Genomic DNA, 15,927 nt, shown 5'->3' with positions numbered 1-15,927 from the left:
TTAAACAAAAATATAAAAACACGACCATTAACGGCTATTACGGAACTTTCAAAACTATGATGATTGAGGCTGTGGAACGTGGGATAATTCCTGTTGACCCTACCGCCAAAGTTGAACGGCTTATAAATGACCGAGCCGAAATTAAAATTATCACTCCTCTTGAATTCAAAAAATTATTTGTGGGCGATTGGCGCAAAGTGTGGGAAAACAGCCATATTACCTGTACCGTGAATAAAGTGGCGGCGTTGTCTGGAATGAGGGTGTCGGAAATTTTAGGTCTTAAAGGGAGTTGCCTTTTTGATGACCATATCTACGTTTGTATGCAACATGACAATTACGGCTACAGGCTGACTAAAACAAAGGACAAACATAATATTCCGCTTCCCGCTTCTTTGATTGCCGATTTGAAACTGTTGAAAGAAAAAAGCGGGGACGGATATTTATTCTCTACGGACGGCGGCGGCAGCCCCATTTGCCGTAAAACAGTTTTAATGTATCTGCGCAAGGCGTTGGTAAACATCGGCATTAGCAGCGCGGAAATAAAAGAGCGGAATTTGCATATTCACGCTTGGCGGCATTTTTTCAATACGGAAATGCTAAAGGGCGGTATGACAACGGAACAAGCGCAGGCGATAACCACGCATAAAAGCGAAAGAATGACGGAAAGATATACGCATTTTGACCCTCTGGAATTTGTGAAGGCGAAAGAAATACAAGAGGCGTTGTTACAGCCAGTTCAGGATAAAACGCAAACAGCGGAAATGCCGCCTAATATTTTTTCTTTTCCTGTGCAAAATACACAGACAGAGGAACGGAAACAGGCTTAAGCGATTTACTTGAACCTTATCCCTCGCTGACGGTGGCGGGGGATTTTTTTTGCCCTGATAAAAATTGCGTGTTTATCCCAATTACTTTTGCGTCTGGCTCTATGAAAATAAAACCATGCGTATGATTTCCAATTTTACCTAAATACTGATAACGCTAAAACCTTTATTTTTATTAAGCGATGATAAATGAGGAAGGCTGGTTGAAATTGCCGTTTCCAAAAATTCTAGGAAACTCCTATATCTTTTTGAATTGCCAAAACTTATTTTTATTTGTATGCGGAGGAAGCATAAAGGCTTATGAAAATAAGGTTAAAAGTTGGACTAAATCCAACTATCTTTATGAAAATGCAGCGGGTATTTTTTATGTATGGGAAGCGAATAAGAATAACGGGGAAAAGACGGCTGAGAATTTATTTTTTACTGAAAATTGCACTAAACAACAGTATCGCTTTGAAGCGGCAGGATTTATTTTTAACTTATGCGGGGGGCGTATGGAAACTTATTGGAAAGTGAATGAAGCGGCGGCGGCGTTGCAAGTGTCGGTTAAGACCATATACCGGTATGTGGCGAATGGGGAGATACCTTTTCACAAATTGAGAAGGGCGGTGCGGTTCAAGCCTTCCGAGATTGAAAACTGGATGGAAGGCAAAAAAACGGAGGCGGTGAAACATGAAATGTAAATACTTTGAAGAGTGTTCAGCGCCTATATGCCCAATGGACGCAGGGGCGGCGCAGTCGGCATGGTTCGCCGATGAGCCTGTCTGCCGTTTGCAGGACGTTCCCGAATGGGTTAAACGTCAGCGGAAAATCGCAAAAATGGGCGTGTCCGCTATAGCGGGATATTTTACCCTTGCCATGCTTGAACGGCGTTGCGTTATCGGGAAAAAGATGTCCGGCATAGACCCTGACGCAACGGACGAGGAACGGGAAACCGCCGAAAAAAACTGGCTTTGCGGGCATCCGACCGTTAAGGCGAAAACAAGCGAGGAGAGGGAAAAATTAGCGGAGCGGATGCGTTCTTTAAGGTCAATCCGTCTTGAAGCGGAGGGGGAAAAACCCAATTCCGCTCAGGGGAAAACGCAAACAGAAGAAAAAAAGGTGAAATCATACGGCAAGGACGGGCAGGGCTGTTTTACGCCTTGTAATTTGAATAATGGCGGGGGATAAAGAAATGAGCGGAGGGGTATTGGTGCTTACTAGGGCGGTGGGACATCATGCGGAGATAAAGAAGTGGCTTGAGGCGTTGGGTTTTCAGAATGTTACCGTTACTGACAAGGATAATAACGCTTTAAATACCGTTATCTGCAATAAAAACCCAAGTCTTGTTATTATTGACAGTTGGTTTTATCATATCTGTACTGCTGAAAGGATCAAAAAGCTGTTAGAAGTGTTTCCGAAGTTGAATATAGCCGTGGTTTCAAACCATGACTTTCCCGTGAGTTATGCCCCTTGTTTCATCTGGTCAGGGGCGAAGTCGTATCTCGATATGTGGGAAGATAATAATGAATTTTACCGTGGCTTGCGGATTGTGCGGGAAGGCGGACAGTATATTTCCCCGAAGGTTCAAGAAATTATAGATCATTTTGATGAATATCCTGACGCTAACAGCAAAGTTACTAAAAAGGAGAGGGAATGCCTTGTCATGCTGTGCAGCGGATTTACCATTGAGCAAATAATGGAAGAGCTGGATATAGCAAAAAGCACGGTTTATAACCACCTGAACAGTTTATATAAAACTTTTCATGTCCACAGCCGTGAAGAAATGATCGCGCTTGCTTGGGAAATGGAATTGGTGACTCCTAAAGATATTAGGTTTTATGACGGGAAGAAAGAATGTCTGCCGATCCCTAAATGGGCTGAGGTGAAAAAGAAATGCGATAAATTTTATACAGATTGATTTCAGCCACAAAACTGCTTTTTTTAAAAGAAAATTGTTCGGAAACTGAAGTTTCCGAACAACTTTTTTACATTTTAACCGTTTTTTTAAATTTTGTGGCTAGAGTTGCGGGGCTGTCTTTGTAAACCCCATGAAGATAGGCGATGTATGAATGGGCGATTTTTAACGTGGGGAATATGCGTGATTGTTTTAACGCTGAATTTTCAAATAACGGGAATGGCGTTAAAGCCGATTTAGTCGTAAAAATTGAAGTGCTTGCCAACTGCGGCTTTCCGTGAATAAGATTAAATTCCGCATACGCCCGATAATGAATTGAACCGCGCCCCCGGCGCGAGCCGGGGGAACTGCGGCGGTTTTTATGCCGCATTTATAACTACCTCCTTTTCTACCGCCGGCTGTTGGTTAAAACCGCATACGGCGCATTTTGTTTTGTCCTTACATTCCGGGCAAACAACCGATGATGAAAAAGCCGAAGATAATTCATTGACGATGATGTCAATGGCTTTTGGCATGGACACGTTAAGCGCCCAAGCGAGGCGGCGGACTGTCACGCACGCCATTTCTGAAAACTGCGGCGAATAAAACCGCTTCTTTTCGTTGTACATAGTACAACCTCCTATAATTGTAGTAGCCCCCGATAGCTAGGCACGGGGGGCATGAAGGGGGGCAAAAAACCCGAAACCGCCGCCTTTAACAAAAACCCAACGAAGGCAGGCGGGGTATTTTGTATTGGTGGTGTGGGCTGTAGCGCCCTTCGCCACCGCACAGGGCGCGCTCACACCACCAAGGAAAACAAAATACCCCGCCTGTTGGGTGTTATTAATTTTTAAAACTAAGAATAGAAAAAATTGCGCAAGCAATTTTTACCTTATTTTACTTTACAAGGGAAAAAACGCTTACACAGAAGAATTAGAATAATTGCCCTGCCCCCCGCAGGGGGTTGGCATGGCTTTTGCCTGGCTGTAGCCATTTTATTCCCACTGCAAAAGCCATGCCAAAAGGGTTATACGGAATGAATTATTTGTTATGTGAAATATGTAGGCAGATGCGATTTTTTTTAATGCTGACCTACACGTTATATATAAGGGTGGTCGGCAGTCAAGCGACACTATGAAAAAGTAGTGTCAGATACTACTACTTGTCCATCGTATTACGCCTACTCTACCAAAAGAGTTACAAAAAGAACTGCCTAATCCGACACAAATTCAACAACTATTGGCGGAAATATTATACAATTAGGCATCTATATTTTCATTAGTTAGATTAGATATTATGGCATGGAAAGAATGATGATTTTCAGACGAGGTATTTTAACGCATTATAAAAAAATATCACAACTGGAAATAATATGGCAGTTTGTGAAAAATACTTTGTGATCATTTATATGTTACGATTATTAGAGAAAACAAGGAACTTACATCTGGCGTATGTTTTGTTATACATTAAGGATTTTATATAATTCTGAATCTTGAATTTTAAGGTTATATTGCTTTTCAGCTTCTTTGATTTGATTGCAAAATTTATTTTTTTCACTTTCTGTAAGAAGGGATAATGTATCTTTGTCATTTATAATTTCTTTTATTAAAGAATCTGAAAATACTAAGGATGGTGATATAACAAAATAATATAAAAATGAAGTTTTATCATCACTTTTTTGTAATAAAGAAATAATTATATCTTTCTTATACTGATAACCATATAGCAATAAATATTTAGTAATATAAAAGAAATTTTTTTTGAAAATACTTTCGTTATTTGATATGATGTCAAAATATAAATCAGCCCAAATTGATTTTTTATTTGTGAGAACTAAACCTAATGGTATTTTTATTTGTTCTGAAACATTAGGGTCGATCAACATTTCATAAACTTTCTTGCGCTCAATATCGTCAATTTGAACATTTGGATTATAATTAATATAATTTATAGCTTGAGTTTTCAATTCTTGATTATTTGATGACAAGTTATTAATAGCTGTCTTCATATCATTAATCTCTTTATCCTTAATATATTTTTCTAGTCTCTCTTTTACAACTTTTTCAAAATTGATTTCTAGTGTTCTTAGTCTTTCTTCAGCATCTTTAGCAGGTTTATAACCGAACAAGTATGTAAGTAAAGGTAATAATAACGATAACCCTGCAAGTAAACCTATTAATATTTGCTGTATGTTTAACCAATGACTAAAAATATTACTATAATTACTAATATTAGTATTTTTAATTTCATCTAACAACTCAAAATATTTTTGATTTAGTTTATCAATTTGGGTTTGTATTTCATAAAATGATTGTTTTAAATTACCTTTTTCAGAATAGTCGGTTTTATCATTTTGATCATCGGCAAATACTGAGTATGAAAAAACAATAAAAAAAAGAAAAAAGATTGCTCTCATAGATTTTTTTATCATTTTATCCATATTTAGTCAACAAATAATACTCTATTTTATATTCATTTGTCTTTTTTTAGTTCTTCAATATCAATAAATGTACCCTCTATCATAATACCAGACAAAACTGGAAATATGGGACCAAAAACAGAGCGACTGTATTGTTTTATAGTATATTTTACACCATTTTTATCAATTACAACAACTTCATCTTCGCTAAGACATAACCCATATTCATTGATAACAACAGAAGAACTTTTTAAATTCTTTTCAGTTGATTTTTGCTTAACTATATCATTATCCTGAAAGTTTGCAAAATATGATTTTTGATGATCGTTTTTTATAAAGTATTCTTTTACTAATTCCTTGTATTCATCTTTCTGTGCTATTTTTAAAAACTCTTTTTTTGCATTTTCATCAGAATTGATTGTGTTAATTAAATTATTAAGCAATGAATCAAATTTTTGAGGGTTTTTTGAATAAAAATGTAAAACCAAGTCGATTTTTTCTTTTGTAATAATTGATTTGTTTGATATAATACTATGTAAACTTTGATTATCAATATCGTCTCTTGACAAAATAAGGTCAAAGAAATTGTCAGTATTAATATGCCATATATTGGAATATGACATATTAATAACCATTTGCAATGCAGAATCATTACATTTCTCAAGGATGAAATCTATATAATTATTTAACCCTCCACCACTTGCTAATAATGACACTAAATAAGTGCTCATTTCATTATTAACAATCAACTGATCTTTTATATAGATTACAGTTTCTGGTGAATTATCTGCTATAAGGTGTGTAAGAATACTATTATGCTTTAATGGATCATATTTTTGTTCTCTTAGTATTTTCATTAAAAAAGAAATTGTTTTCATATTATTAATTTTTATTAATATACTTGTTAATGTACTAATGTTTTGGTTAGAATAAATATGCAAATCACGATTAAGTTCGTTATATAGAACTTCCTGTAAAAGGTCGTAGTCATTGTTATTAATTACTGGATTAAAAGTTAATTTGTTTATTGCATCATATCTTTTTATAAGATTTTCCGAAAATAATTTTGATGTATTCATGTTATACTGTTCTCTATAAAATTGTTCAAAAAACAATCCTGGAGTTTTTTGAATTTCTTTAATGAGATTTTCTGCATCTTTGATTTTTGAGAAATAAATAACGCCAAAAACGATAGCAAAAATGACTAACGCAGCAGAAAAAAGAGCTATTGAGAACTGGATATTAGACAGAAGTCTGTTATATATATTTTCAATATTCGTTGAGATAGAATTGTTTATTTCTTCCTGTATTTTGATTGATAATTCATTTTCAAATATAAAAATATTTATGGGAATTATATCATTCTTTTTGAATATAGGGACAACAAAAAATATTGCTGTAAAGGCAATTATTATAGATGATGTAATAGTAGTAATAAAAAATAAAAACTTATAAAAAGTAGTTTTTACTTTTATTTTTTCATATAATGATTTCATGTCATATACTCTTTTACACTAAACAAAATATCCCTGCACATACTGATTGTTTTACGACGTTTATTGTTGGTTTCTTCGTTGGGGATAAAACCGTTTTTCTGGTAAAAATTAAGGACGCTTTCATTGTGTTCTATATCGGCATCAACGGTGATGAAACGGCAGGCGAAATGTTGTTCATTGCAAGATTCGGCGATCTCGATAGCCATTTCTATCATAAGCGAACCGATACCTCGATATTTTTCTTGAAATTGGGCGGAAACTGCCAGTTTTGCTATTTTCATTGCGGGGACGGTTTTGAAGGAGTAGTCAAGATTATGGAGTTCTTTTTCTGTAGCTGATAATTTTATGGCATCGGATATGAGGGACATATATGCGGCGACAGCACCAGTGGAGCGTTCAAGCAGAAGCCATGTGAGCGCCATTTGGTCATTTTGTGATCTTAACGCCTCGTGTAACAGATAGTCATTATATTCTTCAATCGGGCAGAAAAAACTATCAAGACGGATTTTCTTTGTAAGCTGTTCAAGTGAAAAAAGCCGCTTATCGGTGATAATTGATTTTTTGTCGTTTTGGTTCATTTTGCGGTCAATTCGCTAAAAAGTTTCTTGCGTGCTTTTGCCCATCTAATGTCTTCGGCAGCCGGCTTACGGCGTACTTGGGCTATAACTTCACTGACAATTTTCTTGTCCTTTATTACAGTCGGCTCTACTGGTTTAATTTTGGCAGCCATTTTATTACCTCTTTCTTATAATGTATCATGTATTTTAAGTAATTGCAATTGTTATTGCCACTTTGTAGAACATGAGGAGAAAACATTATTAACTGCATTTCCTTTCTTTTTTGCTTTTAGTAGTGGGTTTTTGGTGTTTTTAAGGACGGCATTGAAACGGAAATGCGAAAGGTTTTACTTTGATTGAGGGAATTTTGCATCTCCCATGACGGACCATTTGACACTGGAGCGATGGGGAAGGCTTTTCCAAAAATTAATAATATTGTCATGTTTTATGTGTTTTACCTAAAAAAAAGATATGATACAATAGATATTATGAATAGCGTTTACGCTGATTATTTATATACAATTGGTGAAAAATTTACCTCTTTGTTAGGGGAAATCAGAGCAGATTACAATTTTGATTTAGGCGATGAATTTGAAATAGCTATATGTAAGGCTCTGCGTGTTATACTTCCAACTAAATACGGAATATGCCGTGGAACAGTTTTTACCATTGATAACAAATCTATAGGTGATGATATTATTATTTTTGATCAGTGGAAATTTCCAGTATTACGTTTACTTGATGATAATAATTATGCACAAAAACAACGTATACCAATTGAAGCTGTACTTGCTTATATTGAAGCAAAAAATACTATTGTTTTAGAAAATGGGCATGGTAACAGTCTTAAAAAAGCACTTGAACAAGCAACTGCAATAAAAAAAATTGGAAGAAAAGAAATGCGATTAAACCCATTTTATTTTGAAACTGCTGATGAAACATTAGATATTATCAAAGCAACAAGGGGCGAAAACTATCCAAAAATTGATAATCCTTTATACACTTGTATATTCACAAGAGGAGTAAGGTTAAAATATAATACTGAACTTCTTGATGCAAAAGAAATAGATGATAACTTGACTGGCAAAGATCTGTCTTCTAGCGGACGCTGTGTAGATTTATTAGTGCTTCATAAAGATATTGTTTTATTCCCCATAGTTAATAGTTACTTTAGTTCTCCATTTTGGTTAAACGGAAAAAGTACAAATTATAGAATTTACAACAGAGAGAATTTAGCTTGGGGAATAGGTGTTTCATTACTCCTTTTTGCATTTGATTTTATTCGACTAGGAAGTATGGATTGGAGAAGGATAATAGGGCAAACACTAAATATGGCTCCTTATGATTAACAAAAGAATAAATCTGGATAATTTCTTGGGGGGTGTTACAGGGACTTGCTCCCGTTGAGGAGGGTATAGTGCAACGAAGTGCGCCTTAGAGGATGGTTTCCCTTCTTAATTATTATAAGAAAAATAATAGAATCTGTAAAGGAATGAAATATGGACTTTATGAATGAAATAGAGAATGAATATATTTTAAGAACTGGGAACGATTTTTCTTTTTTAGAAAAACACGAAATTTACAAAACAGAAATTACATCGTTAATGCTGTTATATGATAACTGCAAATATGATATAGAACAAACAATAAATTATTTCTTGAATGATTATTTGAAAAAACAAGATATATATAATTCTATTTACCCATACTTAAACGATTTTTTGGTATTTTATGAAAGTAAAATATTTGGCAATGCAGAATTTATAGAATTTATCAATAAGTCAGCTCATGTGTATCTGAGTAAATATAGGGGAAATCCTGAAATCGAAAAATATAAATTAGATGAATTATATAAGTGTCCAAAAACTGGAACAAAATTTGTTGATCTTGCATGTGGGTTTAATTTCATACACTTCTTTGATGATTTAGATAAGGAGACTACTTATTACCTAGTTGATAAATCTATTTTTACCTGTGAATGTATAAAAATAAAAATTAAAGAAAAGGAATTAAGCAATGTTTTTGTAATAAATAAAGACATAAGCGATGTTATTATTGAAGATATTGGGGAAACAATTTCAGTAATTCGTGTAAATAATATCTGGTGTTATATGCCAAATTTCCATGAGTATATACCGAAGTTCAAGACGTTTCTAATGGAAGAAGGAGTTTTTGTTTTTCAAGAATATAGTACTACTAAAGTATTTAGCCTAACAAATAATCCTTATACATGGTTGGACGGTTGTTTTGGAGATGATTGGGAAAAGGAAATCAAGATACAAAATAATGAAAATATAAGGGCTTTTGATACAATTACTTACAGAAAAATAAAGACTTAATAAGGGAAAAATGCGACAGGCTGAGTTTCCTCTTACGCCGCTTTTTTGTATGAAAATTTCACTTTTTTAGCAGTTGATTCAAATTTGTATTCTATGATTGTCTCTCCGTCAAAATCAGGATTTTCATCAAATACAAGCCTGAAATGATTTATGGTAATGTCATTGTCTATACAAAAATCTAAATTATATTCAGACGTATAAAATCCAGATAACCCATCAAATTCAGGTGATTCTTCACAACCATCATATATTAAATTCTCGGGGTGTTTTTTATAGTATTTATCTATCTTATCATATGTAGATGTATTTGCCAATAATATATTGGGATATACTCCTTTTTCTTCACGAAAATCCGCCACTTTCATTGCTATTATATCTGCCCATTGTGATATTCTGGTAATTTTTCCGTAATCGACAGGCTCATTTGAAAGTTTATCAAGATGCCCTAATATTTTTTCTTTAAAATATTGTAATTTTTCTTCGTCTGTTTCTCCGTGGCTATTAGCAATTCCTTTTTGTATTGATTCAATAATATCATCCCATGTTAAGTTATTATCTTTCATTTTATTTTCCAAAATTCATTATTCTTCATGATTAATCTTTTATTATTCCTAATTCCTTTAATTGTTTTTCATCTTTCCTTAATCAATCCTAGGAACCCAAGGTAATGTTTCTACTTCGTTATAAATAACATTTTCCATAACAACAGGAGTATTTCCGACTTTATTTTGGTGAATTCTGAATGAAATACCTTCAATAGCATCTTTTGTTCTTTCGGGTGGGAACCCGACAAAATCTGCTTTTATCATTACCATGTAAGGATATTCCTCGTCATCTACAAACCTTATCTGAAATGTGTCTTTGCCTTCAAAAAGACCACGGGTAATTATTACGCCACGTGAGCCTGCGGCGGCTTCAATAAGTTCTGAAGCATTAGGTGATACTAACAAATCCCAGTTACCACAATGCTGACAGAGATAATATAAACCAAGCTGGTAGTAATCGGTCTCAAAATAATTTGTATGTTTCAATTTTTGGTCATCGCCCCAACTAGACAAAACCATGTCTGTGGGTATTTGCATTCCATTTGCTTCTATCATTTTAGTTCTCCTTTATATTTCTTTCTCCATAATACCCCATTCCTAAAATAAATCGCTTTCAATAATGTCTATCTCTTGTTTATCCAGTCCGTACAGATTATAAACGATTTCATCTATCTGGTTTTCCAAAAGCCCTTTATTCTCACCTGACTTCATGGGCTTTTCGTGAAGGATTTTTTCTACAAGAGAGATAACTTTCTTTTCAGTGGCTTTGTCGGCTTCGATAATTGGTAGGTTGTTAATTTCATAGCCGTTTACGTTGCTGTTTGTGTTGAATTTCTTAAAAATGAAATTGAGTAATTTTGAATTCATTAAACCAAGTAAATATCTTAGGTTAATGTCTTTTTGTATAGATAGGAAATTCAATGAATTGGCGCAGTACACGTTCTTTACAATCATTGCCTTTATTCGTATTTTTTCATTTACGCCCGTAATGCCTTGCATGACGATACGTTCATTATTGATTACGTCCATATTTATTGTTTTTAATTTAAATAACACTGGTTCATTAATATAGACTATTTCGCCTTGACTCATTTTTTTACGCAATATGTAACGATCAATAATTGCTCCTTTGAGTAAGGTTGCCTTTTTCTTATCATCAGTAAAGGCTTTTTTACAGAAAGTCATATCAATCTCGCCAACTGCACAATAGCCATAGGTTATGAAGCGTTTGCTGTTTTTATATGTTTTTAACAAAATACTGGTTTCAATAGGAGAAGTAAGGGGGAAACTTAAAAATTCAGGCTGTAGGAATGAAACGTCTTCACTTGTTAAAAAGTTTTTATTTTCATCATGGCTGATACTTCTATCGTCATTCAAACGCAAGTAAAACTGTTCTTTAGGAACTGGAATTTGCTTTTGACATTGTAAAATGCAAGTTGACATTTTTACAGCTTCAAAAACACGTCTGTTTAAATCATCTCTTTCTGGAAACGCTTCTATAAAATGTATTTGAGTATTATCAAAAATAAACCTCCGTAGTTTTTTTATGCTAATATCACCGGTAAACGCTAACGGGAAAATTTGTGAAAATATGCCGTTTTGTTTTAATAGGGAAATACTTTTTACGATAAATAACCGGAATATATTTAACATACCGCCTTGAGCGGGAGCGTACAGTTCATTATCTTTATAATATGATAGTTCTTCAACAGGGATTACAATACTTTCCGATTTATTCTGTTTTTTGTTCAATATGCCGTAAGGAGGATTACCGATAACAGCGTCAAATCCAATAAAATTACCATCATTATTTAACACTTCGGGGAATTCAAAACGCCATTCAAAAGCGTCTTTATAGATTTTATTATTTTCAATTTCGTCCATAAGATTTTCGACGTTGGTTAATTCGATTTCAAGTTTTTCTAATAGTTTTGCTTTACGTTCTTTATCGCCTGAAATAATAAATAGGTCTTTCTGATTCTTAATGGCGTTTATTTCACCGCGCAAATTTATTTTGCGTTTATAATTTTTGTCAAGATTTTTAATATTGGCACGGAAACTATTTTTTATTTTTTCAATTTTATTGTCTAAATCTTCCTGCGCTTCTTTGTTTGAGGAGTTTTTATAATTCAATACCGTGGTTTTATAATCTTGTACTGAAAAATCAAGCGATTTCAAAACTTCAGATAAATCAATATCCAGATCAAAACGTGTAATTAGACTGTTGCCTGATTTTATATTCAATTCAAGATTTGGCAAGGTTTCAAGCTCGGTAAATTTACTCTCTTTTGTATAGTATGCGCTCTTTAACAATTCTATCCATAATCGAAGACGGCAAATTTTAATCGAGTTTCTATTAATGTCAACTCCGAATAGGGAATTCTCAATCAATTGACGTTTTTCCCTAAAAAGTGTTTCTTGAAGCCTTTGTTTGTCTGGGTTTTTATAATTATATTCAAAAGGTTTTCCGGTCTCTTTGTCCAGTATATCAAGCTCGTCATTGGTAACGGAAATTTTATAATCTTTGATTTTAAAACCTTCATTGTCAACAAGAATACCCAAAAAACTCTTTATTGCGATTATTTCATTCAAAGCGGAAACAAGAAAATGACCGGAACCTACAGCGGGGTCTAAAATAGTTATATTGTTGATTATGTCGTTTGCTTCCTGAATACCTAATTTCTCTATTTTGTTAAAAATATCCTTCATTGTCTTGGCTTTCCAGCCTTTAGCGGCATTGAATTTTGTTATTACCAATTTTTTAATTGTTTCAGAGCTTATAAAAGATGTGATAAAACCGGGGGTGAAATATGAGCCGTCTTTATAGCCGTTGATCTTTTCAAAAATAAGCCCTAATACAGAAGCGTTAATAATGGTCTTTTTGTACTCTTGTATTATATCACTATCGACATTTGAAAAATCATAAGCGTCCAAAAAAGAAAAGATATATTCAAGAAGGGAAATTTTGCCTTTTTTCCTGTTCCCTTGTTCATCTTTAAGAACTGTAGAAGAAAACAAGTCCATCTCTTTATTTTGCAAACTGGAGATGGGACATTTTCTTTCATTGTCAATTTTTATAAACAGCGAACTGTTAAGGTAAGGTACATTTTTGAATTTCTCCTTGATGCTTATATCCCGTGAATTTGTTTTTTCGGCGAGAACCTTAAAAAACAAAGTATTCAATTCATTAAAATTCGGAATAGTATTTATATTCAAAAACGCATAATTTCTATTACCGTCTTGATATTTTAATAATTGGGCTTCAAGCAGTTTTAAAAACAGAATGCGGTTTATCCAAGTGATAACTAATTCAAAAGAAATGGCAAACAATACTTCTTCATCGGCTATATCTTCGGATAATTGGAAGATTGTGCTTTCAAGCAATGAAGCGTTTTGCCTGTCTTTTATATTGCGGACAATAACCCTTTTATTTTCTTCTTTTTCTTCGGTTAACCCAAGAATATAAAGCAGTTCAAAATAAAAATTCTGATTTAATGAATTGCTGTCATTTGAAAATGATTTTTTCAAAAGGTGTTGCGGTGAAAATATTTTATACAAATTTATTAACTTGTTTTCATCTTCGGCATCCGGCTGATAAATAATTTTTTCTATATCGGATAAATTAATATACGCAAACGGAATAACATTCTTTACTTTCTCAATGCAAGGGGCGGCAATGTAAGTGTAGAAGTATGTTGTATCTGTGCCGAATAATGACTTGTTTTTATATTCTTTGTATTTGATTACCAGTTCAGTATTCTTTAAGAAATAACGATAAAAATCTTTAGCGTCAAAAATGAACCATTCTATCCCATTAGTAATAATTAAATTTTTTATATCATTGTTTTTATTGGTAATTGTTTCATTAAAAAAATAAAACAATAATTGTTGCATGGACTTAACATTGATATTTGAACGGCTTGCCATTTCTGGGCTTTTACCTGGCTTTTTAGTTTCAATAATTACACCAACCGAAGTACTGGATTTCTCGCCGTTGTGAATAACCAAGTCAAGTTTATAGCGTGTGTTGATATAATAATCAGGAGAGTAAAAAGTTTTCTGTAAAAAAGCGGATATTGTGTTTTTATGATGTTCTTCGGACTCATCAGGCTTTTCTTTTATGTCAGAAAGCAAGTTATGTATGCCTTCTTTGAATTTATCAATGTCGGAGCGGGAAACTGGAACTTTTATATAGGCGCTGTTAAGGGCGTCTTTTATCGAAATTTCCGGCAATGATTATACTCCTGAAAATCATATTACCACGCAAGAAAAAAACAAGCAACTCGAAACCTGTCTTCTATACAAATATTCAGTTTTTACCCGAAAACTTCGTTTATAAGCGTTTTCAGCTCTGATACATCGGGTAATTTTCAAGTTCAGGCAAGGCAGATGAAACGCCCTCATAATACCACTTAATACGGTCTTTAGTGGCATTAAAACGTTCCCAAAGTTGATCGCCAACAATGGTTTTATCACTTGCCATTGAACGTATATTGGAGAGTTTGTCGGCACAGCATACCAATTTTGTTTCCAGAGAGGCGTTTTTAAGATGATCGATTGTTGCCTGTTTCGTTCTTCCCATGTTTTTGACTTGTCTTCGGATTCTGTTTGGACAATTTCCAAAACGTCCTGACCGAATTTTTCGCTGATTTCATCTGGCTTTGTAAAAGTGTCTTCTAATGTGTCATGAAGTATTCAAGCAACAATAACTATTTCAGAGCAGTTATTGGCGGACAATATTTGCATTACTTCCATTGGATGCGTTATATATGGGATATTAGTCCCTTTTCTGTTTGAGTTTTTTGCCGAGTTATGTTTAAGGGTAGCAAAAATGATAGCTTCATGAATTAGGTTCATGCGGACATTATATCATATCTATATGGATTGTGTAAGGGAGTTACAAATATTTACTCTTCTTTTTGCTTGTACGCTTTTTCTCTTCTATCACAAACATCTCCAGAAATTTTTACTGAATTGTTCCCTATAATTATCTGATCACCTAATAATCCTGAAAAATAATCACACCATTCATCCTGTCTTTTATAAAATGTTCTTACAAGCGGATGCTCACGTTCATTTTGAAACAACCTATCTGCGGGTCTCATTAAAAGCCAATAGTAAAATTCTTCCACTTTTAATTGGTCGATATTGGGTATATCTTCTACAAGAATATTACCATCTTTAGTAAATAAACCTGTTGGATAATAATGATCTATTAATAAATACGTGTCAACATTTTTAGTAAAAAGATGCTCATGGGATTTACCACCATAATGTAATACAAGTTTAATTATTTCAATAAGTTTATTTTCGTCTTCTTTATCGTCTGACATACAATATTCATCGTATGCGAAATCTAAAACAGTATGACTATCTTCAATGCTGATTAAATTGGGATTTGCTCCATGCTCAAATAAACATTTCATGGAAGAATATGATCTTTCGTAAATAGCCATGTGCAAACAAGTACTACCGTACCAGTCTTGATAATTTACGTCTGCGCCTTTATTTATGAGCATGGTTAATAAATTTGTTATATCAAAATCATTACCTACAGATATTGTGAAAAAAGATATTGAAATTACATCTGTTGAAATAAAATTTTCACAAAATGAATTAATTACAGCTTTTGGTCAGGCTTGTTCATATAAAATATTTAGCCATAAGGTATATTTAGTTATACCACAGCAATCTAATGCAGAAGAAATATCCCGATTAGATTCCTTGTGCTTTTTATTCGGGATTGGGCTAGTATTATTTGATAATACCAATCCAAATATGCCAAATTATCAATTAAAAAATAGAGCTCAAAAAGGTGAACCTGACAATTATTATTTGAATAAAAACATAGAAAAGGCAAAAGACTTCTTT

At 33.6% G+C, this 15,927-nt stretch carries 18 protein-coding genes; 7 read left to right on the top strand and 11 right to left on the bottom strand.

The features are described from left to right. From ACYVRH_RS07885 to ACYVRH_RS07870, 4 genes are all read left to right on the top strand, one after another. Positions 1-827, top strand: an 827-nt coding sequence (locus tag ACYVRH_RS07885) for a tyrosine-type recombinase/integrase (protein ID WP_461256372.1), incomplete at its 5' end; no start/stop codon positions are given. 245 nt (positions 828-1,072) lie between these two features. Then, on the top strand, positions 1,073-1,507 hold the full coding sequence (locus ACYVRH_RS07880; protein WP_461252917.1) for a helix-turn-helix domain-containing protein: 435 nt from the start codon (positions 1,073-1,075) through the stop codon (positions 1,505-1,507). Continuing rightward, positions 1,497-1,994, top strand: a complete 498-nt coding sequence (locus ACYVRH_RS07875; protein ID WP_461252918.1) for a hypothetical protein — start codon at positions 1,497-1,499, stop codon at positions 1,992-1,994. The genes ACYVRH_RS07880 and ACYVRH_RS07875 overlap by 11 nt, the downstream gene beginning before the upstream one ends. Before the next feature lie 4 nt (positions 1,995-1,998). Further along, on the top strand, positions 1,999-2,724 hold the full coding sequence (locus ACYVRH_RS07870) for a response regulator transcription factor (protein ID WP_461256371.1): 726 nt from the start codon (positions 1,999-2,001) through the stop codon (positions 2,722-2,724). Positions 2,725-2,791: 67 nt separating this feature from the next. Here the strand turns inward: ACYVRH_RS07870 and ACYVRH_RS07865 are convergent, their stop codons facing one another. The 6 genes from ACYVRH_RS07865 to ACYVRH_RS07840 all read right to left on the bottom strand — a co-directional run bounded on the left by ACYVRH_RS07865 (position 2,792) and on the right by ACYVRH_RS07840 (position 7,345). Beyond that, positions 2,792-3,091, bottom strand: a complete 300-nt coding sequence (locus ACYVRH_RS07865) for a hypothetical protein (protein ID WP_461252920.1) — start codon at positions 3,089-3,091, stop codon at positions 2,792-2,794. Then, positions 3,081-3,329 (bottom strand): hypothetical protein, encoded by a 249-nt coding sequence (locus ACYVRH_RS07860; protein ID WP_461252921.1) that lies wholly within the window; start codon positions 3,327-3,329, stop codon positions 3,081-3,083. The genes ACYVRH_RS07865 and ACYVRH_RS07860 overlap by 11 nt, the downstream gene beginning before the upstream one ends. Before the next feature lie 830 nt (positions 3,330-4,159). Further along, complete coding sequence (locus ACYVRH_RS07855) at positions 4,160-5,140, bottom strand: hypothetical protein (protein WP_461252922.1); 981 nt, start codon at positions 5,138-5,140, stop codon at positions 4,160-4,162. Between the two features lie 32 nt (positions 5,141-5,172). Further along, a complete protein-coding gene (locus ACYVRH_RS07850; RefSeq protein ID WP_461252923.1) occupies positions 5,173-6,615 on the bottom strand; it encodes a hypothetical protein in 1,443 nt (480 codons plus the stop codon). After that, a complete protein-coding gene (locus tag ACYVRH_RS07845) occupies positions 6,612-7,193 on the bottom strand; it encodes a GNAT family N-acetyltransferase (protein WP_461256370.1) in 582 nt (193 codons plus the stop codon). Before ACYVRH_RS07845 ends, ACYVRH_RS07850 begins: the two co-directional genes overlap by 4 nt. Then, positions 7,190-7,345, bottom strand: a complete 156-nt coding sequence (locus tag ACYVRH_RS07840) for a hypothetical protein (RefSeq protein WP_461252925.1) — start codon at positions 7,343-7,345, stop codon at positions 7,190-7,192. Before ACYVRH_RS07840 ends, ACYVRH_RS07845 begins: the two co-directional genes overlap by 4 nt. A gap of 231 nt (positions 7,346-7,576) precedes the next feature. On the opposite strand from ACYVRH_RS07840, the gene ACYVRH_RS07835 reads away from it, so the two are divergent. Together ACYVRH_RS07835 and ACYVRH_RS07830 are read left to right on the top strand one after the other, a co-directional pair. Further along, positions 7,577-8,521, top strand: a complete 945-nt coding sequence (locus ACYVRH_RS07835; protein WP_461252926.1) for a DUF6602 domain-containing protein — start codon at positions 7,577-7,579, stop codon at positions 8,519-8,521. A 150-nt stretch (positions 8,522-8,671) separates the two neighbouring features. Beyond that, positions 8,672-9,511 carry a hypothetical protein gene (locus ACYVRH_RS07830; protein WP_461256369.1) on the top strand — a complete coding sequence of 280 codons (840 nt, stop codon included), beginning with the start codon at positions 8,672-8,674 and terminating at the stop codon, positions 9,509-9,511. Between the two features lie 32 nt (positions 9,512-9,543). Here ACYVRH_RS07830 and ACYVRH_RS07825 read toward each other — a convergent pair whose 3' ends face one another. The 5 genes from ACYVRH_RS07825 to ACYVRH_RS07805 form a co-directional block, all read right to left on the bottom strand. Further along, complete coding sequence (locus tag ACYVRH_RS07825; protein ID WP_461252928.1) at positions 9,544-10,074, bottom strand: hypothetical protein; 531 nt, start codon at positions 10,072-10,074, stop codon at positions 9,544-9,546. Between the two features lie 78 nt (positions 10,075-10,152). After that, the gene (locus ACYVRH_RS07820) at positions 10,153-10,611 is read right to left on the bottom strand and encodes a hypothetical protein (RefSeq protein ID WP_461252929.1); all 459 of its coding nucleotides are present in this window, start codon (positions 10,609-10,611) and stop codon (positions 10,153-10,155) included. A gap of 42 nt (positions 10,612-10,653) precedes the next feature. Next, on the bottom strand, positions 10,654-14,289 hold the full coding sequence (locus ACYVRH_RS07815) for a DUF7149 domain-containing protein (RefSeq protein WP_461256368.1): 3,636 nt from the start codon (positions 14,287-14,289) through the stop codon (positions 10,654-10,656). A 112-nt stretch (positions 14,290-14,401) separates the two neighbouring features. After that, entirely contained in the window at positions 14,402-14,638 is a 237-nt protein-coding gene (locus tag ACYVRH_RS07810; protein WP_461252931.1) for a hypothetical protein, read from the bottom strand. Positions 14,639-14,963: 325 nt separating this feature from the next. Further along, the gene (locus tag ACYVRH_RS07805) at positions 14,964-15,575 is read right to left on the bottom strand and encodes an ankyrin repeat domain-containing protein (RefSeq protein WP_461256367.1); all 612 of its coding nucleotides are present in this window, start codon (positions 15,573-15,575) and stop codon (positions 14,964-14,966) included. On the opposite strand from ACYVRH_RS07805, the gene ACYVRH_RS07800 reads away from it, so the two are divergent. Beyond that, on the top strand, positions 15,574-15,927 hold a 354-nt coding region (locus tag ACYVRH_RS07800), incomplete at its 3' end, for a hypothetical protein (protein WP_461256366.1). The two genes, ACYVRH_RS07805 and ACYVRH_RS07800, sit on opposite strands and share 2 nt — an antisense overlap.

The sequence above is a fragment of the Treponema sp. R80B11-R83G3 genome, assembly GCF_054786115.1.
This window is presented reverse-complemented; position numbering and strand designations above follow the sequence as displayed.